General features: G+C 62.7%; 23 protein-coding genes and 4 pseudogenes. 15 read left to right on the top strand and 12 right to left on the bottom strand.

Annotation, left to right across the window (positions count from 1 at the left end; translation table 11 throughout):
* Window positions 1–2: 2 nt before the first annotated feature.
* Window positions 3–680, top strand: a complete 678-nt coding sequence (locus KYT87_RS12235; RefSeq protein ID WP_120155197.1) for a TetR/AcrR family transcriptional regulator — start codon at window positions 3–5, stop codon at window positions 678–680.
* A gap of 47 nt (window positions 681–727) precedes the next feature.
* Entirely contained in the window at window positions 728–1180 is a 453-nt protein-coding gene (locus KYT87_RS12230) for a MaoC family dehydratase (RefSeq protein ID WP_046805872.1), read from the top strand.
* Window positions 1181–1225: 45 nt separating this feature from the next.
* Here the strand turns inward: KYT87_RS12230 and KYT87_RS30015 are convergent.
* The 3 pseudogenes from KYT87_RS30015 to KYT87_RS30005 form a co-directional block, all read right to left on the bottom strand.
* Window positions 1226–1504, bottom strand: a pseudogene (locus KYT87_RS30015) (sensor box protein); the annotation flags it as partial.
* Window positions 1505–1624: 120 nt separating this feature from the next.
* Window positions 1625–1972: pseudogene (locus KYT87_RS30010) on the bottom strand (PAS domain-containing protein); the annotation flags it as partial.
* A gap of 117 nt (window positions 1973–2089) precedes the next feature.
* Window positions 2090–2218: pseudogene (locus KYT87_RS30005) on the bottom strand (sensor box protein); the annotation flags it as partial.
* Between the two features lie 195 nt (window positions 2219–2413).
* Here KYT87_RS30005 and KYT87_RS12220 point away from each other — a divergent pair.
* Genes KYT87_RS12220 through KYT87_RS12210 form a run of 3 tightly spaced genes read left to right on the top strand, consistent with a single transcriptional unit; the run spans window position 2414 to window position 6200 of the window.
* A complete protein-coding gene (locus KYT87_RS12220; RefSeq protein ID WP_219992333.1) occupies window positions 2414–3982 on the top strand; it encodes a BCCT family transporter in 1569 nt (522 codons plus the stop codon).
* Window positions 3979–5151 carry an aromatic ring-hydroxylating dioxygenase subunit alpha gene (locus KYT87_RS12215; RefSeq protein ID WP_120155193.1) on the top strand — a complete coding sequence of 391 codons (1173 nt, stop codon included), beginning with the start codon at window positions 3979–3981 and terminating at the stop codon, window positions 5149–5151. Before KYT87_RS12220 ends, KYT87_RS12215 begins: the two co-directional genes overlap by 4 nt.
* Before the next feature lie 14 nt (window positions 5152–5165).
* Complete coding sequence (locus KYT87_RS12210; protein ID WP_219992332.1) at window positions 5166–6200, top strand: PDR/VanB family oxidoreductase; 1035 nt, start codon at window positions 5166–5168, stop codon at window positions 6198–6200.
* A gap of 126 nt (window positions 6201–6326) precedes the next feature.
* Here KYT87_RS12210 and KYT87_RS12205 read toward each other — a convergent pair whose 3' ends face one another.
* The 4 genes from KYT87_RS12205 to KYT87_RS12190 all read right to left on the bottom strand — a co-directional run bounded on the left by KYT87_RS12205 (window position 6327) and on the right by KYT87_RS12190 (window position 9743).
* Complete coding sequence (locus KYT87_RS12205; protein ID WP_219992331.1) at window positions 6327–6923, bottom strand: TetR/AcrR family transcriptional regulator; 597 nt, start codon at window positions 6921–6923, stop codon at window positions 6327–6329.
* An 80-nt stretch (window positions 6924–7003) separates the two neighbouring features.
* Complete coding sequence (locus KYT87_RS12200; RefSeq protein ID WP_219992330.1) at window positions 7004–7720, bottom strand: glutathione S-transferase family protein; 717 nt, start codon at window positions 7718–7720, stop codon at window positions 7004–7006.
* Window positions 7717–8592: a DMT family transporter gene (locus KYT87_RS12195; protein ID WP_255594084.1), complete on the bottom strand. Its 876-nt coding sequence runs from the start codon at window positions 8590–8592 to the stop codon at window positions 7717–7719. The genes KYT87_RS12200 and KYT87_RS12195 overlap by 4 nt, the downstream gene beginning before the upstream one ends.
* A gap of 245 nt (window positions 8593–8837) precedes the next feature.
* On the bottom strand, window positions 8838–9743 hold the full coding sequence (locus KYT87_RS12190; protein ID WP_219992651.1) for an alpha/beta fold hydrolase: 906 nt from the start codon (window positions 9741–9743) through the stop codon (window positions 8838–8840).
* Between the two features lie 88 nt (window positions 9744–9831).
* On the opposite strand from KYT87_RS12190, the gene KYT87_RS12185 reads away from it, so the two are divergent.
* Both KYT87_RS12185 and KYT87_RS29800 read left to right on the top strand, forming a co-directional pair.
* Window positions 9832–10212: a MerR family transcriptional regulator gene (locus KYT87_RS12185; RefSeq protein WP_219992328.1), complete on the top strand. Its 381-nt coding sequence runs from the start codon at window positions 9832–9834 to the stop codon at window positions 10210–10212.
* A gap of 25 nt (window positions 10213–10237) precedes the next feature.
* A pseudogene (locus tag KYT87_RS29800) lies at window positions 10238–10345 on the top strand (PIN domain-containing protein); the annotation flags it as partial.
* Window positions 10346–10352: 7 nt separating this feature from the next.
* On the opposite strand, the gene KYT87_RS12180 reads toward KYT87_RS29800, so the two are convergent.
* On the bottom strand, window positions 10353–11285 hold the full coding sequence (locus tag KYT87_RS12180) for a LysR family transcriptional regulator (protein ID WP_046805866.1): 933 nt from the start codon (window positions 11283–11285) through the stop codon (window positions 10353–10355).
* Between the two features lie 143 nt (window positions 11286–11428).
* Between KYT87_RS12180 and msuE the strand changes: the two genes are divergently transcribed.
* From msuE to KYT87_RS12165, 3 genes are all read left to right on the top strand, one after another.
* A complete protein-coding gene (gene msuE, locus KYT87_RS12175; RefSeq protein ID WP_219992327.1) occupies window positions 11429–12010 on the top strand; it encodes an FMN reductase in 582 nt (193 codons plus the stop codon).
* Between the two features lie 99 nt (window positions 12011–12109).
* Entirely contained in the window at window positions 12110–13093 is a 984-nt protein-coding gene (locus tag KYT87_RS12170; protein ID WP_120155183.1) for a DUF1852 domain-containing protein, read from the top strand.
* Between the two features lie 31 nt (window positions 13094–13124).
* Entirely contained in the window at window positions 13125–14153 is a 1029-nt protein-coding gene (locus KYT87_RS12165; RefSeq protein ID WP_104143727.1) for a methionine synthase, read from the top strand.
* A gap of 121 nt (window positions 14154–14274) precedes the next feature.
* On the opposite strand, the gene KYT87_RS12160 is transcribed toward KYT87_RS12165, so the two are convergent.
* From KYT87_RS12160 to guaB, 3 genes are all read right to left on the bottom strand, one after another.
* On the bottom strand, window positions 14275–15258 hold the full coding sequence (locus tag KYT87_RS12160; RefSeq protein WP_219992326.1) for a tripartite tricarboxylate transporter substrate binding protein: 984 nt from the start codon (window positions 15256–15258) through the stop codon (window positions 14275–14277).
* Between the two features lie 351 nt (window positions 15259–15609).
* Entirely contained in the window at window positions 15610–17202 is a 1593-nt protein-coding gene (gene guaA, locus KYT87_RS12155) for a glutamine-hydrolyzing GMP synthase (RefSeq protein WP_046805861.1), read from the bottom strand.
* 99 nt (window positions 17203–17301) lie between these two features.
* Window positions 17302–18762, bottom strand: coding sequence for an IMP dehydrogenase (gene guaB, locus KYT87_RS12150; protein WP_046805860.1), 1461 nt, complete (start codon window positions 18760–18762; stop codon window positions 17302–17304).
* Window positions 18763–19058: 296 nt separating this feature from the next.
* Between guaB and KYT87_RS12145 the strand changes: the two genes are divergently transcribed.
* The 3 genes from KYT87_RS12145 (at window position 19059) to KYT87_RS12135 (ending at window position 21739) form a co-directional block, all read left to right on the top strand.
* Entirely contained in the window at window positions 19059–19754 is a 696-nt protein-coding gene (locus tag KYT87_RS12145; RefSeq protein WP_219992325.1) for a DUF2239 family protein, read from the top strand.
* Between the two features lie 99 nt (window positions 19755–19853).
* Entirely contained in the window at window positions 19854–21275 is a 1422-nt protein-coding gene (locus KYT87_RS12140) for an HdeD family acid-resistance protein (protein ID WP_104143722.1), read from the top strand.
* An 83-nt stretch (window positions 21276–21358) separates the two neighbouring features.
* Entirely contained in the window at window positions 21359–21739 is a 381-nt protein-coding gene (locus tag KYT87_RS12135; RefSeq protein ID WP_046805857.1) for a DCC1-like thiol-disulfide oxidoreductase family protein, read from the top strand.
* Window positions 21740–21749: 10 nt separating this feature from the next.
* On the opposite strand, the gene KYT87_RS12130 is transcribed toward KYT87_RS12135, so the two are convergent.
* Entirely contained in the window at window positions 21750–22649 is a 900-nt protein-coding gene (locus tag KYT87_RS12130) for a LysR family transcriptional regulator (protein ID WP_046805918.1), read from the bottom strand.
* 178 nt (window positions 22650–22827) lie between these two features.
* Here KYT87_RS12130 and KYT87_RS12125 point away from each other — a divergent pair, with 178 nt between their 5' ends.
* Together KYT87_RS12125 and KYT87_RS12120 are read left to right on the top strand one after the other, a co-directional pair.
* Window positions 22828–23823, top strand: coding sequence for a tripartite tricarboxylate transporter substrate binding protein (locus KYT87_RS12125; protein ID WP_104143719.1), 996 nt, complete (start codon window positions 22828–22830; stop codon window positions 23821–23823).
* Between the two features lie 77 nt (window positions 23824–23900).
* Entirely contained in the window at window positions 23901–24866 is a 966-nt protein-coding gene (locus KYT87_RS12120; protein WP_104143718.1) for a 2-hydroxyacid dehydrogenase, read from the top strand.
* Window positions 24867–24868: the final 2 nt, after the last annotated feature.

The following is a 24868-nucleotide window of genomic DNA, read 5'->3' as shown; positions in this document are numbered from 1 at the left end:
AAATGAGGGTCACCAAGGCGCAGGCGCAGGCAAACCGGGCGCACATTGTCGAGACCGCATCGACCCTGTTTCGAGAACGCGGGTACGACGGCGTGGGCGTGGCCGAACTGATGGCCGCCGCCGGCTTTACCCACGGCGGGTTCTACAAGCACTTCCGCTCCAAGGCCGACTTGATGGCCGAAACGGCCGCGTCGGGGTTGTCGCAATCCCTGGCGATGACGGGCGACATGGACCCCGCCAAGTTCGTCAACATCTACTTGTCCCGCGCCCATCGCGACGGCCGCAGCGCGGGCTGCACCATGGCCGCCCTGTGCGGCGACGCCGCGCGCCAGTCCGACGACGTCAAGACCACCTTTGCCGCAGGCATCGAGAACATGCTGGCGGCGTTGGCCAAGGACGACGTTGCGCCGCAAGATTCGGGCCTGAACGCGGACCCGGATTCGGGCGCGCATTCGGGTGCGCATTCGGGTGCGAATTCAAACCCCGATTCAAACCCGAACATAGACCCGTCTTTATCCGCCAAGCGCGCGCGCGCCAAGCGCATCGATTTGCTGGCCCACGTGATCGGCGCCGTCGCGCTGTCGCGGGCCTGCCCTGATGACTCGCCGCTGGCCGACGAAATCCTCGAAGCCTGTCGCAGCGAATTGCTGGCGTCCCTGGCTTCGGAATCCCCCCGCTGATTTTTCCTTATTCACGCCTGCCACGCCCACCGACGGAGCAAACCAACATGGCCGTGCACTACCTGGAAGACCTGACCCCCGGACAACGCTTCATCGGCACCGCCCGCGTGCGCGTCACGCGCGAACGCATCAAGGCCTTCGCCAAGGAATTCGACCCGCAGCCGTTCCATCTTGATGAAGACGCGGCCAACGTCACGCTGTTCAAAGGCCTGGCCGCCAGCGGCTGGCACACCGCCGCGCTGACCATGCAACTGCTGGTCGCCAGCGACTTCAAACCCGCCGGCGGCATCATCGGCGCGGGCGTGGAAGAAATGCGCTGGCCGCTGCCGGTGCGTCCGGACGACGAGCTGCGGATAGAAAGCGAGGTGCTGGAAGTGCGGCCATCGAAAACCCGGCCGGAACAGGGCTTGGTGAAAGCGCGCACCACCACCTTGAATCAGAAAGATGAAGTGGTGCAGGTGTTTGTGAGCAATTTGGTGGTGAAGAGTCGCGGGGGGTGATGACCGGCGTTTGCGCGGGGCGGGCTGGCAGCGTCTTTCCCCCGCTCACCCCTGCTCCACCGCCAACGCAAAGTACGCCGCGGCCCCCGCGTCCGTGCCGCGTGTCAACACCGCCCGCACGTTCACTGCAAGCCAGCGGCCATCCTTGCCGCGCATTTTTGCGCCAAACGCGGCGGTGGGCCTGCCGTGCAGCATCTTCTTCAGGCGCGCGCCGCCATCGGCCAGCAGCCTGGCCAGGCCATCGCCCAGCAGCGTTTTTGCATCGACCCCCAGCATCCTCGCCAGCGCCCCATTGACGGATTCGCAGCGCAGGTTGGCGTCCAGCAGCGCCATGCCTTGCGACGTCAGCTCAAACACCGCTTCAAAGCGCGCCTGCTGATCGCGCAGGGATTGCTCGGCCAGCTTGCGGGCGGTGTTGTCCATGCTGATGCCGACCACCTTGACGATGCGTCCGTCAAAGTCGCGCACGGGCGTGGCGCGGGAGGAAATCCAGCGCAGGGCGCCATCCGGCTGGATCACGCGAAAGTCGAATTCGTGCGCGTTGCCCGTGCGCAGGGATTCGTCGTAGACGGCCTGCATCATGGCAACGTCGTCGGGGTGCACGTGCAACCAGAAGCTGTCGTTGCTGACAATGCGCCAACCGTATACGGCTTGGACGTTGGGCGAGTAGCTGACGTCGTCCGTGATCAGGTTCCATTCCCACGTAACGATGCGCGCGCCCTCTTGCGCCAGCTTCATCCGCGCTTCGCTTTCCATGATGTCGGCCATGTAGCGGCGGCGCGTATCCGTCATGGGGATGTCCACGGCGCTTGCTGCACCGGCCTCTTCCCGCGCTTGCTCGCCGTATCGCAGCCAGATCCAGTTCACCCCCAGAAACGCCGCCAGCTTGCGCAGCTTTTCGTAGTCGATCTCGCCGCCCTTCGTCCATTTATGGACGGCGGGGCGCGAGACGTTCAGCGCGCCGGCCACGGCTTGCAGGGTCAGTTGCTTGTGTTCAAGCAGCTCTTTCAAGCGGAACGCAAAGCTGTCTTCTTTCATGACGACCGTGTCCAGCCGACACAGCGAAAACAAAAACCACCCGTTACAAACGCGCCGTTTTCCGATTGAAGCTTGTGCATGGGCAAGGTTCTTCCTACAGTCCGGGTCAATCATTGGGTTAATCAATGGTTAATGTAAACCGCTGGTTAACACACGACAAGATACCGTGCGCAACGACGCAAGGAAGGAGACAACGTGAAAATAGCCGCGCCACGCCGCGACGGGTTCCTGACGCTTTGCACACTTACCGCCGTGCTGCTCACCGTCATCGCCATGGTCCTGTGGCCCATGCAAGCCGCCGCCACCGCGGCCGATCTATTCGACTGGACCACGCGTTCATTCGGCTCGCTGATCCAGGTGTTTGTCTTCGGCTGCGTCATCGCCTGCATTGGCCTGGCGTTCAGCAAATACGGCAACGTGCGCCTCGGTGACAGCAAGCCCGAATACTCGACGCTGTCCTGGATCTTCATGTTCATCTGTGCCGGCATGGGCTCGTCGACGCTGTATTGGGGCGTGATGGAGTGGGCCTATTACTACCAAACGCCCGGGCTCAACGTCGCGTCCGGCACGCGCGAGGCCCTGGAAACCAGCATCAGCTATTCGTTTTTCCACTGGGGGTTAAGCGCGTGGGCGGTATACGCCCTGCCCTCGCTGGCCATGGCCTACCACTTTCATGTGCGCAAGAAGGCGGGGTTGAACCTGGCATCTATCCTCCAGGCGATAACGGGGTTTCGTGCGACGGGTCCCGTCGGCCGTCTGGCGGACCTGATCTTCCTGCTGACGATGTTCGGCGCGCTGACAGTGTCCATCGCGCTGACGGCATCCACCTTCACGCGCGGCCTGGCCAGCCTGGTCGGCACGCCCGACACCTTCGCCATGCAGGTGATCGTGATCGTCGGCGTGTCCGCGCTGTTTTCGGCCAGCGCCTATATCGGCATCGCCAGCGGCATGAAGCGCCTGAGCCATCTGGTCTGTTGGGGCGCGCTGCTGCTGGCTGCCGTCGTGCTGGTCGTGGGCCCCACGCAGTTTTCCGGCAACAACATCGTCAATGGCCTGGGCCTGATGCTGCAAAACTACGTCCGCATGAGCCTCTTCACCGACCCCGCCGGCGACGGGGCCTTCAACCGCGGTTGGACGGTGTTCTATTGGCTGTGGTGGGTGTCGTATTCGCCGGGCGTGGCCATGTTTGTGGCGCGCGTTTCCAAGGGCCGCAAGATCAAGGAAGTGATCTATGCGCTGCTGCTTGGCGGCAGCGCCGGATGCTGGTTCTTCTTCGGCGCGCTGGAGAGCTATTCAATGCACCAGTTCATGACGGGCGCCATCGACGTGCCCCGCGTCTTGCAGGAACAAGGCGGCGAAACGGCAGTGGAAATGCTGCTAAGCGCGCTGCCGGCCGGCAAGCTGTTTTTGGCGCTCTACCTGGCAACCATGCTGGTCTTTCTGGCCGCCCACGTCGACGCCGTGGCCTACGCCGTCGCCGCCACCACCACGCGCAACCTGTCGGAAGGCGAAGACCCCACGCCCGCCAGCCGCGTCTTCTGGTGCATTGCACTGACGCTGGTCCCGCTGGCAATGCTGTTCACCAAGGCGTCTTTGGAAACGATGAAAACGGCCGTGGTGCTGACCGCCATCCCCTTTGTCTTCATTCTGGGCATCAAGCTGTTCGGCCTGTTCCGCTGGTTGATGCAGGACTACGGAGATATCCCGGCGCATCAGATTGAATCGCCCACCCAACCGGCCTTTGTTCCCAGGAGAGCATCATGAACCGCATCCCCAAGCTGCCCGCCGACTTCAACGCCGACGAAGAAAACGCCTGGACGCTGCCCGCCCCGTATTACACCCAGGACGCCGTCTTCCAGTACGAGCAGGAAAAGATCTTTGCCCACAGCTGGATCTGCGTGGCCCACCGTAGCGAATTAGCCGAGCCCAACGACTACGTAACGCGCGACATCATCGGTGAAAGCATCATTGTGCTGCGCGACCGCGACGGCATCCTGCGCGCGTTCTACAACGTGTGCCCGCATCGCGGCCACCAACTGTTGCAAGGCAGCGGCAAAGCCAAAAACGTCATCACCTGTCCGTACCACGCCTGGACGTTCAAGCTGGATGGCGAGCTGGCCTTCGCCCGCAACTGCGACAACGTGCCCAACTTTGACCGGGACAAGGCCACGCTGGTCCCGATCAAGGTCGAAGAAGCCGCGGGCTTTGTCTTCATCAACCTGAACCCGCGCGCGGGGTCGGTAGAAGACCAACTCCCCGGCTTCGAAGCCCGCCTGCGCGCCGCCTGCCCGGTGGTGGACACCCTGCAACTGGCCGCGCGCTTCGTCACCGAAACCCCCGCCAATTGGAAGTCCATCGTCGACAACTACCTGGAGTGCTATCACTGCGGCCCGGTGCACCCCAGCTTTGCGGACTCTGTCCAGGTCGACAAATACACCCACACGATGCACGGCAACTGGACGTTGCAATTCGGCCTGGCGAAATCGTCCGAAAAATCCTTCAAGGTCGATGCCTCGGTGAAGGACCCCAGCTTTGCAGGCTTCTGGGCCTGGCCCTGCACGATGTTCAACGTGCCACCGGGCGCCGACTTCATGACCGTCATCTACGAATTTCCCGCCAGCGCGGGCGTCACGTTGCAGCACTACGACATTTACTTTCTGAACAAGGAATTGACCGAGGAACAGCAGAAGCTGGTGGACTGGTATCGCGACGTTTTTCGGCCTGAAGACCTGCGACTGGTAGAAAGCGTGCAGAAGGGATTGAAGTCGCGCGGCTATCGCGGGCAAGGCCGCATCATGGTCGACCGCCAGCGCAGTGGAATCAGCGAGCACGGCATCGTGCATTTTCATCGCAAGCTGGCCACGGAATACCAGGAAGCCTTGTCTGCCGACACTTCCCCGCCCGCGCTCCATCGCGCCACGGCGCGAGCATGAGGACCGTGAGCAACATGAGCAACCTGAGCAGCCTGAGCACCGCCAGCACGGAGAGCACCGCCAGCACCACCAGCACCGCCGGCACCCTTGGCACCCAAGCGGCCCTGCTCGTGCGCGTCGCGCGCATCGAGCACGTCACCCCGCTGGTCAAGCGCTACACGCTGGAAGCCATGGACGGCGGCGCGTTGCCGCCCTTCACGGGCGGCAGCCACATCATCGTGCAGCTGCGCGACGGCAGTCGCCATTACAACAACGCTTACTCGCTGATGAGTTCGCCCAACGCCCTTGGCAACTACCAGATCGGCGTGCGGCGCGAAACGCCGTCCAAAGGCGGGTCTGCCTTTATGCATGACAAGGTGGCCGAAGGCGACGCACTCTACATCACCGCGCCCAACAACCTATTCGCCCTGGACGAGGCCGCCCGCCACCACGTCCTGATCGCCGGCGGCATCGGCATCACCCCATTCATGTCGCAGTTGCATGACCTGCACCGGCGCGGTGGTTCGTACGAACTGCACTACGCCTATCGCGCTGACGAACACGGCGCCTTTCGGGACGAGCTTGCCCGGCTTTGCGGGAATGGCGTCCGTTTCTATGTCGACAGCAAAGGCCAGCGCATGGATCTGGAGGCCCTGCTGGGCGGCATGGAACCCGGTGCGCACGCCTACGTGTGCGGCCCCACCCCACTGATCGATGCCGTGCGCGGCGCCGCGCAAGCGGTCGGGATCGAGTCAGCGCGCGTGCACGTCGAACAATTCGCCGCGCCCAAGCAAACCGGCGGCGCTTTCACCGTGGTGCTGGCCAAGTCCGGCAAGACCGTAGAGGTGGCCGCCGGCGAGTCCATCCTGAACGCCATCGAGCGCGACAGCACCGTGCCGGTGGATTGCTTGTGCCGCGAGGGCGTGTGCGGCACCTGTGAGACCCGCATTCTGGAAGGCGAAGCCGAACACGCCGACCAATATCTCAGCAACGCGGAAAAGGCCACGCAAAAGACGATGCTGATTTGCGTGTCCAGCGCCAAGGGCAGCAGGCTCGTGCTGGATTTATAAGGCAGCGCCGCCCGGACAGCCTCAACACGTCACCGCCCGCGCGGCCAGCTTTCGTAGAAAAATTCCAGGCCATCGCCCGATGCCGGGTTTATTGCGGGGAGCCCACCGCTTTGTCCGGCTTTGCCATCAACGCGGGCGGGCGTCATCAAGCAAGGCCAGCGCGGGCCGAACCAGACCATGCAGCAACTCCGGTTCCGGCCGCGAGCGCGCCAGCACGCGCAGGCCCATCAGCAAGCCGAGCAGCATGCGCGCAAGGTCATCCGCCGGCTGCGTGGCGTTGATCGTGCCGGCTTGCTGGCCCGCCTGCACGCAGCGCAGGAAGAAAGCCTCCATATCCCGCAGCACAAGCGTCAGCGCCTCTTGGAACTCGGCATCGTGCGCAGACAACTCCAGCGCCGAATTCACGATCATGCAGCCCTTGCGCTGCTCGTCCGCCAACGATAGTTCGATGATCTCGTCAAAGAACGCGCCGATGGCCTCGCGAGGCGTCATTTGCGATTCAAAACGCCTGACCCGTTCGCAAAAGCCGCGCTCGACGTAATGCGCGAGCGCCCGGTGGTACAGCCGGCGCTTGTCGCCAAACGTGTTGTACAAGCTGGGGCCCACGATGCCCATGGCAGCGGCCAGATCACGCACCGACGTGGCTTCATAGCCGCGCGACCAGAAGCATTCGATAGCGACATCAAGCGCCGCCGCTTCGTCAAACTCTTTGGGGCGCGCCATGTGCAACCCTACGCGGCTGTGTCGTGCAACAAGCAGACGATGGTGACGTCGTTCTATTACGCTCGTTCTGCATCTTCATTTCAAATCGCTTGCGACGACGCAGGCGCGAAATTTGAGGGGAACAAGGCCCGCTTGGTCTCGTCGTCGTTGACGGTTTTCCATTGGTGGCTTTTGCTGAGCGCCCGGGCGCGCGCAACCGCCGGGCGTGCATCCACGCCGGCGAACCAGCGCTTCAATTCCGGAAATGGCGCCAGCGGATCTTCCGCGCCCTTGCGCACGCGCGACGCCCGATCAAGCCAGCCCCACGCCGAAATATCCGCGATGGTGTAGCAGTTACCCACGATGAATTCGCGCCCCTTCAGATGCTCGTCCAGCACCTGATAGTGCCGGTCGGCTTCGCGGCGGTAACGGTTGACGGCGTAGTCCAGACCATCCGGCGCGGCAAACTGAAAGTGCACCGCCTGACCGGAAAACGGACCCAGGCCGGACGCAATGAACAGCAGCCACGACAGCAGCTCAGGCCGATCTTCGGGCGTGCCCGTAAGCTGGCCGGTCTTGTCGGCCAGATAGATCAGGATGGCCGTCGAGTCGAACACGCGCGCTTCCTTGCCGCCAGGGCCGTCAGTGTCAACAATGGCCGGCACCTTGCCGTTCGGGTTGATGGCACGAAACGCCGGCGTGTGCTGCTCGCCTTTGCTGGTGTCGACCGGCACGGCTTCGTACTCCAGCCCGGTCTCTTCCAGGAAAAGCGCGATCTTTGCGGGGTTAGGCGTCGGATGAAAGTAAAAACGGATCATGGCTGTTGTCTCGCTGTCGTGGTGGTCGATGGGGCTGCTGCCGGGCGCTTGGGACGGGCCGCCAGCAGCACGCCGCCAACCACGGCAAGAAGGGCAATGCCCTCTTCCCACGACGGCAGCTCGCCCAGGACGGGAATGGCGGTCAGCGCGGCAACCGCCGGGATCAAGGCAATGATGGCCGTGGCGGCGGTCGGCCCCAGCAGCGCAACGGATCTGTTGAAGGACACGATGGCCACGCCGCTCATCAAGACGCCCTGGTAAAACGCCTGCAAAGCAATTTCGCCGGGCGACGCCAAAGCAAGGCGGCTGAGGTCGGCAATCAGGTAGATCGGCAGAAACAGCACGGCCGACCAGAAGCAGATCAACGCCGCGGCCTGCACCGGCGTCAGCGCGCTGCGCCGAAACAGCAGCGTATAGACGGCCCACATCGCGGCGGCAGTAATCAGCGCCAGGATCCCCACGGGGTTCGCCACCCCGTGCGCCGAGGCGCCGCCCGCAATCATGCAGGCCAATCCGATGACGATGGCCAGATACCCCAGCCAGCGGCCCAAGCCCTGCTTTTCTTTCAGGAAGACCCAGGCAAAAAGCCCGACAAAAACGGGCATCAATGTCGGCGCGACTGCCGCCGCCCGCCCGGCTGACGTGAGCTGTAGCCCCAGAGCCACCGCCAGGACAAAAGGCATGCCCCACAGACAGGCGTACAACAGTCCTTCACCCCATTGTTTGCCGGATATGCGCCCGGAACCCCGCAGCAGCACCGGAAAAAGAATTACAGCGCCGATACCGAACCGCAGCGCGGTGACATCCCACAAGCGCAGTTCGCGCGTCACGCTAAAGCGCGTCACCACAAACCAGCCGGCAAAGATCAACACGCTGATGCCCGCCCAGCAAAGCCCGTGGAGGGTTTTGCGGGAGGGTCGCGGAAGATGGGGGACGGGAACGGGTCCGACGGGGGCATCCTGGACGGGGTCGGCAGGTTGCGTCATGCGTGGCCTTCCGTGGGGCAAGCGGGTTGACGAAGGCACGTGCGTGGCAGGTACCCGAGAACGTCCGGGGATTTTATATCGATCGCCATAAAACATGCCAGCGTTGATATTTGCGCTGGGCACATGAACGGCTAGGGCTGCGTCGCGGCGTCAGCAAAGGCGGACAGATCGCGGTTGAAACGCTCGGCCTCCTCCAGAAAGGGAGCGTGCCCCGAGTCTGCGTAGAACTTGCCGATGGCGCCGGCGTTCAAGGCCTTGGCGCGATTGAAGGACGGTTGGGCCTGCACCAACGCATCACGCGCGCCATAAATCAACAACAGCGGCTTGTGCATGGCCCCCAAACCCTTGGGCGCATTCAGCGACATACCATGCACGGCGTTCTGCATGCTCTGGGAAGCCATGGCGGCATTGGCCAGCAAACGCTGGAACGTCCGCGCGTCAGGCTGGGTGGCAAAGCACAGGGCCACAAATTCGCGTTCAGCATCGAGATGCGTCTTGAGATCTGGCGACGCCATTCCTTTGTAAGCATGCGGCTGCGACACGATTTGTTCCGGTGTCAGCTCGATGACCCCTCCCACGTACACAGCACCGGCGATTTTCTCGTCACCATAGGCAGCCAGATAATTCGTGGTAACTGCCGCGCCTAGCGACCATCCCACCAAGACGGGCTGCCGGGCGCCTGACCCCGCAATCACCGCAGCCAGATCATCCGCCCAACGGCGTCCATCACGGTAGGCATCGGCACGCTCAGGTTGCCCGGACAGGCCATGCCCCCGCATATCGAAAGTGATCAGGCGGTACCGCTGCAACTGAGGGCTGTTGACCTGCTTTTCCCAGCTAAGGTGGCTGCCAAGCAAACCGTGAATAAAGATGATGGGCTGACCGTTCGGGTCGCCGGCCTCTTGCACCGCGATGCGCACGCCATCAGGCGCCGTCACTGTGTATGGATCTACTGCGGCCCGCGCCAGCGTGGATAGAACCATCAGGGCCATTGCGGCAAACCCCTTGCGCCAATGGGTGAAAGCGGTGAAAGACATCATGTTGAAGCTCCTTCGAATGGAAAGAGCCCAGGCTAAAGCCTGACATTAGTGTCACAGTCAAGCACTAGGTGATAAGGTTCGATCCATGAATAAAACTGAGTCCACCACCCTGCTGAAGATCGGCGCGCTGGCGCAAGCAACCGGCGTCAGCGTACGTTCGATTCGTCACTACGATCAGCACGGCTTGCTTGCGTCAACGCGTGCCCAGAATGGCTACCGCGCCTTTTACGCAGTGGCCGTCACTCAGGTCAAGCAGATTCAGCGATTGATCGCCACCGGCTTCAGTTTGGAAGAAATTCGCAGCTTTCCGGGTTGCATGTTGCTGATTGAAGGGGCGAAGGCATGCGCGGATATGAAGGATGCGAAGCGCAAACGGCTGGCGATCTTGGAGAAGCAGATAGCGGCGCTGGAAAGACAGCGCCAGCGGTTGCGAGGCATGCTGATCGAGGGGGGCAGGCACGAGTGAGCGTTCGGCTTTCGTTTATTGCGACATCCAGATCTTCGATGCCTGCGTACTCTACCCCGCGCCGCTGCGTGACTTTCTAATGTAGCTGGGACTGTCAGGACGATTCCGTGCCCGCTGGAGTCGCGACATTCACTGTAGCGCTACCGTGATTGTCCATTGGCTTCTTGCGCCACAGCGGTCGGCGCGTCGGTGCCCGGGTGGCGGGCCAGTTCAATGAATGCCCGCACGTAATCAATGGCGCTGTCCGCCTCGCGCGCGCCAAGAAAAATCTGCTTGGCGATGCCGCGCGCGCCCAGCCGTACCGGCACCACCTCCATCCGGGCCGCGTATTCCTCGACCAGCCAGCGCGGCAGCGCGGCCACGCCGCGTCCGCTGGCTACCATCTGCACCATGATGTCGGTGGTTTCGATGGCTTTGTGGCGCTTGGGCGTGACGCCTGCCGGCAGCAGGAACTGGTTGTAGATGTCCAGGCGCTCGATGTCCACGGGGTAGCTGATCAACACTTCCTGCGTCAGCTGCTGCGGTTTCACGTACGCAGCCGTTGCCAGGCGGTGGCCCTTGGGCACGACCAGCACCTGCTCGTAGTCGAACACGGGCTCGAACTTCAGGCCCGGCTTAAACAGCGGGTCGGGCGTAACCAGCAGGTCGATCTCGTAGCCGAACAGCGCGCCGATCCCGCCAAACTGGAACTTCTGCTTGACGTCCACATCCACGTCGGGCCACGCCGCCAGATAGGGTGAAACCACCTTCAGCAACCATTGATAGCAAGGGTGGCATTCCATGCCGATGCGCAGCGCGCCGCGTTCGCCCTGCGCGAACTGGCCCAGTCGCTCTTCGGCCAGGTCCAGTTGCGGCAACACGCGGTTCGCCACCGCCAGCAGGTATTGGCCGGCCTGGGTGAGGCGCAGGCTTCGACCTTCGCGCAGCCAGACGTCGGTGCCCAGCTGCACTTCCAGCTTCTTCATGCTGTGGCTCAGGGCCGACTGGGTCAGGTTCAACACGCCCGCAGCGGCCGTCAAGGACCCTTGCTTTTCGACCTGCTGGACGATGCTGAGGTGTATGCGTTCAAGCATTCAGATGATTCCTGCTCATGGATAGGTGAAATAAAACCATTTTACTTCATCGTTACCCTCCTCTAGCATGCGGTTCCAGCTTGATGCTGCAACTGCACAAAGACAGATGCCGCGCCGGGCAGCTCTATTCATGTGAAGCAAAGATGACACGTCCACTCCGTCTAGTCGCAGTTTCCGGCGGACTGCAACGCCCCTCGAAGTCAGCGGCCCTGGCAGAACACCTGCTGGACCTGATCGCCGACCATATTCCGTGCGAACAACACCTGGTTGAACTGGGTGAGCTCGCCCCGCAACTGGCCGGCGCCGTCTGGCGCTCTCAATTGCCCGACACGGTGGAGCGCGAGCTTGGCGCGGTCGAACAAGCGGACGTCCTGGTGGTGACCACCCCGGTCTACCGAGGCTCGTACACGGGGCTGTTCAAGCACTTCTTCGACTTCATTCATCAAGACGCCCTGATCGACAAGCCCGTCTTGTTGGCGGCCACCGGCGGCAGCGAACGCCATGCCCTGATCATCGATCACCAGTTGCGGCCCTTGTTCAGCTTCTTCCAGGCGCGCACCTTGCCGCTGGGCGTCTACGCGACCGACAAGGATTTTGCCGACTACCGCCTGCACGACATGGCCCTGATCGAACGGGCCAGACTGGCGGTCCAGCGCGCGTTGCCCTTAATCGAATTGATGCGCCATCCAAGCACCGCCGCCACAGAAGAACCGGTAGCAGCCTGAAGCAAAGCCCATTCAACGCCGCCCGCAGCGGCCATAGCGTCCGTCGCCTGGCGGCAGCCGGCTCCGTATTCCATTCGCCAAAATCAGCACACCATCACCATGAGCAACGCGTTCACTTTCAACATCAAGAGCATTCCTTTTGATGAAAATTATCAGCCGTCCGACAACACGCGCATCACGACCAACTTCGCCAATCTGGCGCGGGGCGCGAGTCGCCAGCAGAACCTTCGCAACACGCTGAAGATGATCGACAGGCGCTTCAATAGTCTGGCGCATTGGGACAACCCCAAGGCAGATCGCTACACGGTCGAACTTGAAATCATCTCGGTTGAAATGAACATTGCCGCCAACGGCGGCAGTGATGCGTTTCCGCTGATCGAAATCTTGAAGACCAATATCGTCGACCGCCACAACAACGAACGCATCGATGGGATCGTCGGCAATAACTTCTCTTCGTACGTGCGCGACTACGACTTCAGCGTGCTTTTGCAAGAGCACAACAAGAACAAATCCAGCTTTAGCTCGCCTGACGGTTTCGGCGATCTGCACGGCAAGCTGTTCAAGCACTTTGTCAGTTCCAGCGCCTACAAAGAACAGTTCAGCAAGCCGCCGGTTATTTGCATCAGCGCCTCGAGCAGCAAGACGTACCTGCGTACTGAAAATCAGCACCCCATCCTGGGCGTTGAATATCAGCAAAGCGAATTCTCGCCAACGGACCAGTACTTCGAAAAAATGGGCTTGCAGGTCCGTTACTTCATGCCCCCGGGCAGCGCCGCGCCGTTGGCCTTTTATTTTCAGGGCGACCTGCTTGGCCATTACACGAACCTTGAGCTGATCAGCATCATCAGCACAATGGAAACGTTCCAGAAGATCTACCGCCCCGAGATCTACAACGCCAATTCCGCCGCGGGCAAGGTCTATCAACCGAGCCTGAAGAATCAGGATTACTCGCTGACGCAGATCGTCTATGACCGCGATGAGCGCAGCCAGCTTGCCGTGAAGCAGGGAAAGTTCACGGAAGAGCACTTCATCAAACCCTACAAGCACGTGCTGGAAAGCTGGGCCGCCAACTACGCGCACTAATCACTCAGATAACACACGAGACCAACTGATCATGAAAAAACTACTGCCCACCTCCACCGCCGGCAGCCTGCCCAAGCCCTCGTGGCTTGCACAGCCTGAAAAACTTTGGTCGCCTTGGAAACTGCAAGACGAAGAGCTGGTCGAGGGCAAACAAGACGCCTTGCGCCTGGCGCTGCAAGAACAACAGCATGCGGGCATTGATATCGTCAGCGACGGCGAGCAAACCCGTCAGCACTTTGTCACGACGTTCATCGAGCATCTCGACGGCGTCGATTTCGAAAAGCGCGAAACCGTTCGAATCCGTGATCGCTATGACGCCAGCGTGCCGACCGTGGTGGGCGCCGTCAGCCGTCAAAAGCCGGTGTTTGTTGAAGACGCCAAGTTCCTGCGCCAGCAAACCAAGCAACCCATCAAATGGGCGCTGCCAGGCCCCATGACGATGATCGACACGCTGTACGACGCCCACTACAAGAGCCGTGAAAAACTGGCCTGGGAATTCGCCAAGATCCTGAACCAGGAAGCCCGCGAATTGGAAGCCGCGGGCGTGGACATCATCCAATTCGATGAGCCGGCATTCAACGTGTTCTTCGACGAAGTCAACGACTGGGGCATCGCCACGCTGGAACGCGCCATCGAAGGCCTGAAGTGCGAAACCGCCGTGCACATCTGCTACGGCTACGGCATCAAGGCCAACACCGACTGGAAGAAAACGCTGGGGTCCGAGTGGCGTCAGTACGAGGAATCGTTCCCCAAGCTGCAACAATCCAATATCGACATCATCTCGCTGGAATGCCACAACTCGCACGTGCCGATCGATCTGCTTGAACTGGTTCGCGGCAAGAAGGTGATGGTCGGCGCCATCGACGTGGCAAGCGATAAGGTGGAAACGCCCGAAGAAGTGGCCAATACGCTGAGAAAGGCGCTGAAGTTTGTGGATGCCGACAAGCTGTATCCGTGCACGAACTGCGGCATGGCGCCGTTGTCGCGGGCTATTGCGAAGGGCAAGCTGCTGGCTTTGAGCGAAGGCGCGGAAATCGTTCGCAAGGAACTGTTGGGCTGATGCACCATGGAGTCAGACTGCAATTTTTCGCTGGCATCGGCGAAATTGCACCATGGAGTCAGACTGCATTTTTGCGCTGGCATCGGCGAAATTGCAGTCTGACTCCTTATTTCTTATTTCTCTACTGTTCCTTCAGCCCCAATGACTTCATCAATGGGGCGAACAATTTCTTTTCGTCCTGCACGCGCGCGGTGTAGTCCGCCACGCTCAGCGGTAGCGCCTCGGCGCCGGCGTCCAGGAATCGCGCCTTGATCTCCGGCCGTGCCAGCACCTTGTTGATTTCGCCGTTCATGCGATCGACCACATCATCGCGGGTGCCGGCGGCGGCATACACGCCGAACAGGCTGTCCGCGAAAACGCCGTCAATGCCCGCCTCAGAAAAGGTCCGTATGTCCGGCGCCACGGCGGCCCGTTGCCGGCTCGCCACCGCCAGCACCTTCAGCTTGCCCGCTTGCACCATGGGAAAAACCGTGGCCGGTCCAAACGCAAAGTCGATCTGGCCCGCGGCCAGGTCTTGTATCGCCGGCGCCACGCCGCGATATGGCGCATGGGTGGCCTGCATGCCGGTAGCCTGCTTGAGCAGCTCGCCAGCCAGATGCGGCGTCGTGCCGTTGCCGGCCGACCCGTAGTTAAGCGGATTGGGCTGCTTGCGCGCGTATTCGACGAACGCTTCAAGCGTATCGACGCCCAGCGAGGACCGGACAAACAGGAACAACTGGCTGTTGGCCAACAAGGCAACCGGCCGCAGGTCACGCTGCGGATCGAACGGCATGCTGGTGAACATCAGCGGGTTGACCGATTCGGTCGTCGATGGATTGAGCAAGAAGGTATGGTTGTCTCCGCCGTTACGCACGACCTCGGCGCCCGCCACGTTGCCGCCCGCCCCGCCCCGATTCTCCACGATAACGGTCTGCTTCAAGGCCTCGGCCAAATGCGGCTGAACCGTGCGCGCCAGCACGTCGACCAGCCCGCCAGGGGCCAATCCCACAACCAGACGCACCGGCTTGGTCGGCCAGGCCTGAGGCGCCGTTTGCGCCTGGCTGCCCGTCGCCCAGCCAGTCAGCGCCAGCATCATCACGGCCAGGCAATGTCTACGCAACAGCATCCGATTCTCCTTCTGGGCCGCCACCGCGCGATCCTGCGTACGGTGCGTCAGGTGCCGCACCCCGGTGAACCACCTTGATGCCTCATCGCGGCGGAGCCCTGCATCTGGCGCTTATTCTTCACAAAAGTTTAAGCATGAAGAATCCCGGATAACCCTAGTTTGCGGGCGACGAGCGAGCGGCGGTTAGCATGATCGCTTTGGTCCGAATAAAAAACGGGAGGACTTTAATTTGAAGCTCCCATTCTTATTGAGCTGCGAGCCACCTCCCCCAATTAAAGCCACTGACAACCACGGCAGAAACAAAAAGAGCGCCGAAGCGCTCTTTTCTCTTACCTCAACCCTTAAGCAGGATCACTCCCACTCAATCGTCGCCGGCGGCTTGCTCGACACGTCATACACCACGCGATTAATCCCGCGCACTTCATTAATGATCCGCGAAGAAACGCGAGCCAGCAGCGGGTGCGGCAGCGGCGCCCAGTCAGCGGTCATGAAGTCAAACGTCTGGACCGCACGCAGCGCCACAACGTACTCATAAGTCCGCCCATCGCCCATCACGCCCACCGACTTCACCGGCAGGAACACGGCAAACGCTTGCGAGGTCAGCTCGTACCAAGTCAGACCACTAGCCTCATCCTTGGTGTTCCGCAATTCTTCAATGAAGATCGCATCGGCGCGGCGCAGCAGTTCAGCATATTCATGCTTCACTTCGCCCAGAATCCGAACACCCAAACCCGGACCCGGGAACGGGTGGCGGTAGACCATTTGCGGCGGTAAACCCAACGCAACACCCAGCTCGCGGACTTCGTCCTTGAACAGTTCGCGCAGGGGTTCCAGCAGTTGCAGGTTCAGCGTGTCCGGCAGGCCGCCCACGTTGTGGTGCGACTTGATGGACGTGGCCTTGCCCGTTTTGGCGCCGGCGGATTCGATGACGTCGGGGTAGATCGTGCCCTGGGCCAGCCACTTGGCGCTTTGCTGCTTGCCGGCTTGTTCCTGGAACACTTCGACGAATTCGCGGCCGATGATCTTGCGCTTGGCTTCGGGGTCCGCAACGCCAGACAGCTTGCCCATGAATTGGGCGGTGGCGTCGACGTGAATGATCTTCACGCCCATGTTTTCGGCGAAGGTCTGCATGACCTGCTTGCCTTCGTCCAGGCGCAACAGGCCGTGGTCGACGAACACGCAGGTGAGCTGGTCGCCGATGGCCTTGTGGATCAGGGCAGCGGCTACCGAGGAATCCACGCCGCCGGACAGGCCCAGGATGACTTCGTCGGTGCCGACTTGCTCGCGGATGCGGGCGACGGCTTCGGCGACGTAGTCGGGCATGTTCCAGTCGCCCTGGCATTCGCAGATCTCGTTCACAAAGCGGGCCAGCATGGCCTTGCCTTGGACGGTGTGCGTGACTTCGGGGTGGAACTGAACGGCGTAGAAGCGGCGGTCTTCGTCGGCCATGCCGGCGATGGGGCACGACGGCGTGGACGCCATCAGCTTGAAGCCCGGGGGCAGCTCGGTGACCTTGTCTCCGTGGCTCATCCAGACCTTCAGCATGCCGTGGCCTTCGGGCGTGGTGAAGTCGTCCAGGCCTTCCAGCAGCTTGGTGTGGCCGTGCGCGCGCACTTCGGCGTAGCCGAATTCGCGGTGGTCCGAGAAGCTGACCACGCCGCCCAGTTGCTGCGCCATGGACTGCATGCCGTAGCAGATGCCCAGCACCGGCACGCCCAGTTCGAACACGGCGTGCGGCACGCGCATCGAGCCTTCTTCGTACGCGGATGCGTGGCTGCCGGACAGAATGATGCCCTTCAAGCCCTGCGCCATTTGGTCGCGCACGAAGGCGTCGTCGACGTCGCCCGGGTGCACTTCGGAATAGACGCCGGCTTCGCGGACGCGGCGGGCAATCAGTTGGGTGACTTGCGAACCGTAATCAAGAATGAGGATGCGCTGGTGCATTGAGCTCTACCGATTAAATAAAACCGCACCGGCAGAACCGCGATTGTTAATGCGATTCTGCCGGTGCGTGATGCATGACATTGTAGTTGACTGTGCGGATCAGTCGGCGCGGTAGTTAGGCGCTTCCTTGGTGATCTGCACGTCGTGTACGTGGGACTCGCGCACGCCGGCGGAGGTGATCTCCACGAATTCGGCCTTGGTGCGCATGTCGTCAATGGTGGCGGCGCCGCAGTAGCCCATCGAGGCGCGGATGCCGCCGACCAATTGGTAAATGATGGCCAGCACGCTGCCCTTGTAGGGGACGCGGCCTTCGATGCCTTCGGGGACGAGCTTATCGGCGTTGTTGGCCGGGTCCTGGAAGTAGCGGTCGGCCGAGCCGTCCGTCATGGCGCCCAGGCTGCCCATGCCGCGGTACGACTTGTACGAGCGGCCTTGGAACAACACGACTTCGCCCGGGGCTTCTTCCGTGCCGGCGAACATGCCGCCCATCATGCACGAGAACGCGCCGGCGGCCAGCGCCTTGGCGACGTCGCCCGAGTAGCGGATGCCGCCGTCGGCGATCAGCGGAACGCCCGTGCCTTCCAGCGCCTTGGCCACTTCGGAAATGGCATGGATTTGCGGCACGCCCACACCGGCGACGATACGCGTGGTGCAGATGGAGCCGGGGCCGATACCGACCTTGACGCCGTCGGCGCCGTACTCGACCAGCGCGCGCGCGGCGGCGGCGGTGGCGATGTTGCCGCCAATGACTTCAACCTTGGGGTAGTTCTGCTTGACCCAGCGCACGCCTTCCAGCACGCCCTTGGAGTGGCCGTGCGCGGTGTCGACGATCAGGACGTCAACGCCGGCGGCAACCAGCTTTTCCACGCGTTCTTCAGTGCCCGCGCCCACGCCAACCGCTGCGCCAACGCGCAACTGGCCTTGGCCGTCTTTGCTGGCCATCGGATGTTCGGTGTTCTTGACGATGTCTTTGACGGTGGCCAGGCCACGCAGCTCAAAGCCGTCGTTCACGATCAGCACGCGTTCCAGACGGTGCTTGTGCATCAGCGCCTGGGCCTCGTCCAGCGTGGCGCCTTCCTTCATGGTGACCAGGCGTTCCTGCGGCGTCATGATGTTGCGCAGGGGTTGATCCAGGTTTTCTTCAAAACGCAGATCGCGATTGGTCACGATGCCGACCAGCTTGCGGCCTTCAACGACCGGCAGACCCGAAATGCCATGCTGGCGCTGCAACGCAATGGCGTCGCGCACTTTCATTTGGGGGGTGACGGTGACCGGATCGATCACGATGCCGAATTCGTGGCGCTTGACGCGAGCCACTTCACGGGCTTGCTGATCGGCGGTCAAATTCTTGTGAATGATGCCGATGCCACCTTCTTGGGCCATGGCGATAGCCAGGCGCGACTCGGTGACGGTGTCCATGGCGGCGGACACAAGCGGAATATTCAGGCTGATATTGCGGGTCAGGCGGGTGGCCAGGGAGGTGTCGCGCGGCAACACCTCGGAATACGCAGGCACCAACAACACATCGTCGAAGGTGAGCGCTTTTTGAACGAGACGCATGGGTAACTCCGGGCGCAAAGCAAGATTATACGCCGCCCGCTGATTTTTTCTAGGTGTCTACCCTAGGTTTATGCAGGGTTTTTTACAGGGTACGGCGCAGCCAGGCCGGCACGCATGGGCGCCGGAATCAGTGCCCGGGTTATAGCCTCGACACATGAATCCCACAACTATTTTTACCCGGACGTTATTGACAGGTTATTTTTACCCGGGTCATAATTGCACGACGTTTCCGCCGCCGTTTCACAAAAGGCGTTGGACGCATCCAAGCCGATATTGGCCACCGGAACCCCTACGCCATGACTGTCTCTGATCACTCGCCCGCCCCCACCTACACCGCCTTTGAAGGCTACCGAATACTTGCCGCCGGGCCGCTGGCCGACGTGGCGCTTGCCGTCAAGCGCGCCATGGACGCCGATGCGGCGCAAGCGCTGCTTGTCTATCAAGACGGCAGTGGCACGCAGACGGACCTGAACCTGTCCGGGTCCGACGCGCAGGTTGCCGACCGCTACCGTTCGCCCGATGGCGCGGCGCCCGTTGGCGCGGCGCCCGTTGGCGCGGCGCCCGTCGGCGCGGCGCCCGCTGGCGCGCCCCCCGAATCGAGCGAGATTTCCGACAGCGCCGCCCTGGCGCCGCGCGGGCGCGGCCGGCCCAAGCTGGGCGTGGTGGCGCGCGAAGTCACGCTGTTGCCCAGGCATTGGGAATGGCTGGGCGCGCAGCCGGGCGGCGCGTCGGTGGCGTTGCGCAAGCTGGTGGAACAGGCTCGCCGTGACAACGACGCGCAAGGTCGGCAACGTCAGCGCCAGGAAGCCGCGTACCGGTTCATGTCCGGCATGGCCGGCAACCTGCCCGGCTTTGAAGAAGCCACCCGCGCGCTGTACGCCGATGACCGCGACCGCTACGCGCAATGTGTCGCCGCGTGGCCGGAAGACGTGCGCGGCTACGCGATGGGCCTGGCGTGGGATGCGCCGACGACGCCCCGGCCGCAGCCCTAGTCGCCGCCCCAGCAGCAGCCATAAAGGTAAAAAAAGCCATCAAGTTTCTGTACGATTCGGTTTTCGTCCTTCGCCCTTCTTGAACCGGAAAACACAGGCATGCCACAACTTGTATTGCTGCTCTTGGGAGTCCCCTATCTGCGCAAGCGTTGGAAGGGCCTGTTCGCGGCCGGGTTGTTTTTCTTGGTCGCGGGCATCTTCGTTTTCATCGACGCGCTGGACAACGCGCTGTACTTTCCGCTGAACGCCTTCGCGATCCTCTTCATCATCGAAGGGCTGGCCACGCTGATGATCGCGTCCAGCGGCGTGGGCGGGCAGCGTGTGCTGCGCTATGTGAAAGGGCTGTTCGTGCTGCTGGCCGGCAGCTTGATATTGGCGGGCCACCACCACGGGCACTTTGCCCTGTCGATGATTTTTGGCGCCTTGTTCCTGACCGACGGCGTATTGCAGTGCCTGGCCGCGTATGTGGTGCGCTACCAGCGTTGGCGCTACGCCTTTGCGGGGGGCATTGCAGAAATCCTGCTGGCCATTTTCTTCTTCCAGCCCTACCCCACCAACTATGTCGGCACGCTGCCGTATTGCGTAGGACTGTTCCTGGGCATCGCGGGCCTGAAGTTGCTGTGGCTGGCGCGGCGGGTCAGGCACCTGGCATCGAACCCGGCGTTCGCCTCCAACCCGTCGCCGGACTTCATGCCGTCGGAGCCCGCTTCTGCGGCGGCTTCACAGGCAGGGTCGACACTGGCGCCCCGCCCCCTTGGCCCCACCATGTGGGATGGCCCGCCCGCCGACTCCGAGCCCGCGCTGACGGTACACGTGTGGACGCCGTCCGGCTCGGCCAAGGCGCAAACACGCAACCTTCCGCTGGTGGACCGCTACATTGCGGCCGTGGACGTCAACGGCGTCATCTCGACCGGGCACGCCGCCCTGGAATCGCCAGAAGGCATCTACATCAGCCTGTACCCGCGCGACGAAATCGACCGCTCGCCCGATGAATTCGGCAACCTGCTGCGCGCCACCGCCGAAAACGATATCCCCGGCGTGTATCAACCCGACTACCCCACGGAATCCAAGGCCTGGTGCCCGTCTACCGTGCGCGTGCGGTTTCGCAATTACGACGCGCAGAAGCTGGCCGATTTCTGGCAGCAGTATCGCCAGGACAGCACCTACAACCTGACTCACCGCAACTGCTCAAGCTCGGTCGCCCGGGCGCTGGATGCCGCGCTGGACGGCGTGGTGGGACGGCTGCATGGCAGCCAGGCCGGCTGGCGCGTATTGCTGCGTCTGCTGTTGACGCCGGAACTGTGGGTGGCCTCGCAGATTCGTAAACGTGCCCTGACGATGGCCTGGACGCCCGGGCTGACGCTGGACTACGCGCGCGCCATGAGCATGCTGGCCGACCCCCGGCCGTTCGGCTGGTGGAAAATGTCGCAAGCGGCGCTGCGCCAGATCGGACAGCTGCGCGCGCGCTGGCGCGACCAGGATCGCGACGCCGCCACGCGCCGCCCGCCCGCGCAAGGGTGAAGGCCGGGAGCTGGCAGAACGCCCCGCGCACAGCGGCACGCATTGCGCTTTAATGGACCTGTGTTTTCAACCCAAGGTGCATCATGTCCATCTCCAAGAACTTCCTGTTGTACGACGGAGACTGCCCCTTCTGCTCGAACTACGTGCGGATGCTGCAATTGCAGAAAGCGGTGGGGCCGATCGACCTGCTGAACATGCGCGACCACCCCGACCTGGCCGTGGCCTACAAGGCGCAAGGCTACGACTTGAACCAGGGCATGCTGCTGCACCTGGATGGGCAAGACTACTGGGGCGCCGATTGCATCAACCGGCTGGCCTTGATCAGCACCAGCAACGACCTGTTCAACAGCGTGAACGCCGCCGTATTCCGCAACCCCTGCCTGTCCACGGCGTTGTACCCTTTCATGCGTACCGGCCGTAGTTTGGCGTTGACGCTGCTGGGCAAGCGCAAGATGCAGCTGTAGGCACGGCGGCCTACGGCGCGCGGCGCCCCGCGCCATCCACCCCCACCACGCGTTCCAGAAACGCGTCCAGCGCGGGATTGTCATGCTGGGCATGCCACGCCAAATACATATCCGCGTAAAGGTCGCGCTGGCCGATCGGACGAAACTCCACGCCTTCAAAGCGCAGTTCACGCGCGGAATCCGGCACGATGCCCACGCCCAGCCCCGCCCGCACCAGCGCCAGCAAGGTATGGGTTTGCCCCGCGCGCTGCACATAGTTCGGCTGCACATCGGCCAGCCCAAACGCGCCCACGATACGGTCGTAAAAATACTTGCCGTCACGCGGCGAATACAGCACGAAGGGCTGCCCTTGCAACAAGCGCAGCGGCACGGTCTCGTGTTCGCATAACGGCGATCCGACGGGCAAGGCCAGCACCAGCGGCTCGCGCTCGACCAAGCGCGATTCGATGCCCGCCTGCTGCGGCACACTGCGCGCCAGAATCGCGTCAAGTTCGCGCGCCACCAGCAAGCGCGCCAGATCGGTGCTAACCGTTTCGCGCAGCTGGATTTCAACATCGGCCAGCAGCTTGCGCGCCCGCATGATCATCGACGGCATCAAGCGGTAGGACGCCACGGCGGTAAAGCCAAGGGTGATATGCCCGGCCTCGCCGCCCGAGGTGCGCCGCGCCGTGGCGGCGGCACGTGCCGAGAACTCCAGCAAATGACGCGCATCGCGCAGAAAGCGGCGTCCGGCGGCACTTAGCAACACCTGCCGGCTGTTGCGCTCGAACAGCGTCACGCCCAGGTCCTGCTCCAGCAACTGGATCTGGCGCGACAGCGGCGGCTGCGTCATGCATAGCCGTTCGGCCGCGCGGCCGAAGTGCAATTCCTCGGCTACCGCAATGAAACACTCTAGCTGACGAAACTCCATCGATTCAATCCTTGAATTGATCAATGCTATTTATAGCTCGAACGGCTATCCATCGAAAGCCGTTTCTATACTCGCAAAAAATGGCCGCACGACGGCATCAGGGATCCAAAGGAGCATCACCGCAGCACGGTAATTTTTCGCGGCGCAAGCCGTTTCCCACCCCAAAAAGAGAAAAGATATGGAGACAACCCCCATCGCACGCCACCGCGTCCGGCTCATCGCCGCGGCGCTGGCCCTGACCGCCACCGCCGCATTGCCGTTCAGCGCGCAGGCCGCCGGTTACCCCGAGCGCCCGATCAACCTGATCGTGCCTTTTTCACCGGGCGGCGGCACCGACATCTCGGCGCGCCTGTTGGCGGCGGCGTTGGGCGACAAGCTGGCGTCGTCCGTGGTGGTGGACAACCGCCCCGGCGCGGGCGGCCAGATCGCCGCCGACCTGGTGGCGCGTTCGCCCGCCGACGGCTACACCCTGCTGTTCGCCAATTCGGGCATGCTGGCGATCAACCCGTGGATCTACAAACTGCATTCGGACCCGGCCACCGCCTTCGCCCCCGTGTCGCTCTTTTCGGACCTGCCCTTCGTGCTGGTCGTGCCCACCACCCTGCCCGCCAAGAATGTGGGCGAGCTGGTCAAGCTGGCCAAGGCGGAACCTGGCAAGCACACGTTCGCCAGCTCGGGCACGGGCGGCGCGCCGCACCTGTCCGGCGAAATCTTCCAACAGGCAACGGGTGTGGACCTGATGCACGTGCCGTACAAAGGCGGCGGCCCCGCCATGACCGACCTGATGGCCGGCCGCGTCGACATGCTGTTTGCGTCCGTACTGGAAACCATGCCCTACGTCACCGGCGGCAAGCTGCGCGCGCTGGCCGTCACGGGCGCCACGCGTTCGCCCGCCATGCCCGACGTGCCCACGATCGATGAGGCGGGCGTGAAGAACGCGCAATCCGGCTCGTGGACCGCCGTGCTGGCGCCGGCCGGCACGCCGCCCGCCGTGATCGAAAAGCTGTCGCAAGCCATTCGCGACGTGGCCAACGATCCGGTCATGAAGACCAAGCTGGAATCGCAAGGCGCCGTCGCGCACGGCTCCACCCCGCAGCAGTTGCAAGAGCTGGCCGCCAGCGAACGCGCGCGCTATGGGCAGATCATCAAGACCCGTAATATCCAGACCAATTGATCGTTGACCGGCCCAATGTTCGGGCCGGTCGCTTTCATTTAGCCATTTTCTTTCAGCCTTTCCAATAAGCCGCATCCATGACAGATTCCACGCCCTCCTCCGCCCCGCACCTGTTGATGGTCGGCCCATTGCTGCCCGACCTGGTCGCCGACCTGGAATCGCGCTATCACGTGCATCGCCTGTGGGAAGCCGCCGACGCCGATGCGCTGCTGCGTGAACACGGCGCCAACATACGCGGCATCGCCACCAGCGGACGCTTTGGCGCTACCGCCGACCTGATCAACGCGCTGCCCGCGCTGGAAGGCATTTTCAGTTTTGGCGTGGGATACGACACGATAGACCTGGCGGCAGCCCGCGAACGCGGCGTGGTCGTCACCAACACCCCCGGCGTGCTGGACGCCTGCGTCGCCGACACGGCGTTGGCCTTGATGCTGGCCGCCCCGCGCCGCATCGCCCAAGCCGATCGCTTCGTGCGCGCCGGCCGTTGGCCCAACGAAGGCTTTCCGCTGGGCACCCGCATGAGCGGCAAGCGCTGCGGCATCGTGGGGCTGGGCAATATCGGTTTGCAGATCGCCCGCCGCGCCGCCGCCTTCGACATGCAAATTCTGTACACCAACCGCAAGCCGCGCGCGGATGCGCCGGCGGACTACCGTTACGTGCCGGACATCGAAACGCTGGCCGCGCAGTGCGACTTCCTGGTGCTGGCCGTGCCCGGTGGTGGCGCCACGCAGCACATGGTGAACGCGCGTGTCTTGGAAGCGCTGGGCCCCGATGGGTGGCTCATCAATATCGCGCGCGGCACGGTCGTGGACGAGGCCGCGCTGGTCAGCGCCCTGGAAGGCAAGCGGATTGCGGGCGCCGGGCTGGACGTGTTCGAACATGAACCCAAGACCCCGGCCGCCCTGCACGCCATGGACAACGTGGTGCTGTTGCCCCACATCGCCAGCGGCACGCACGAAACCCGCCGCGCCATGGCCGAGTTGATGGTGGCCAATCTGGACGGCTGGTTCCGGGAAGAAAAGGTGCTGACGCGGGTGGTGTAAAG

Origin of the sequence: Achromobacter sp. ES-001, assembly GCF_019448355.1 — a bacterium.
Lineage (GTDB): Bacteria > Pseudomonadota > Gammaproteobacteria > Burkholderiales > Burkholderiaceae_B > Achromobacter > Achromobacter spanius_B.
The sequence above is the reverse complement of the archived record's forward strand: the minus strand, read 5'-3'. Positions and strand labels throughout refer to the sequence as shown.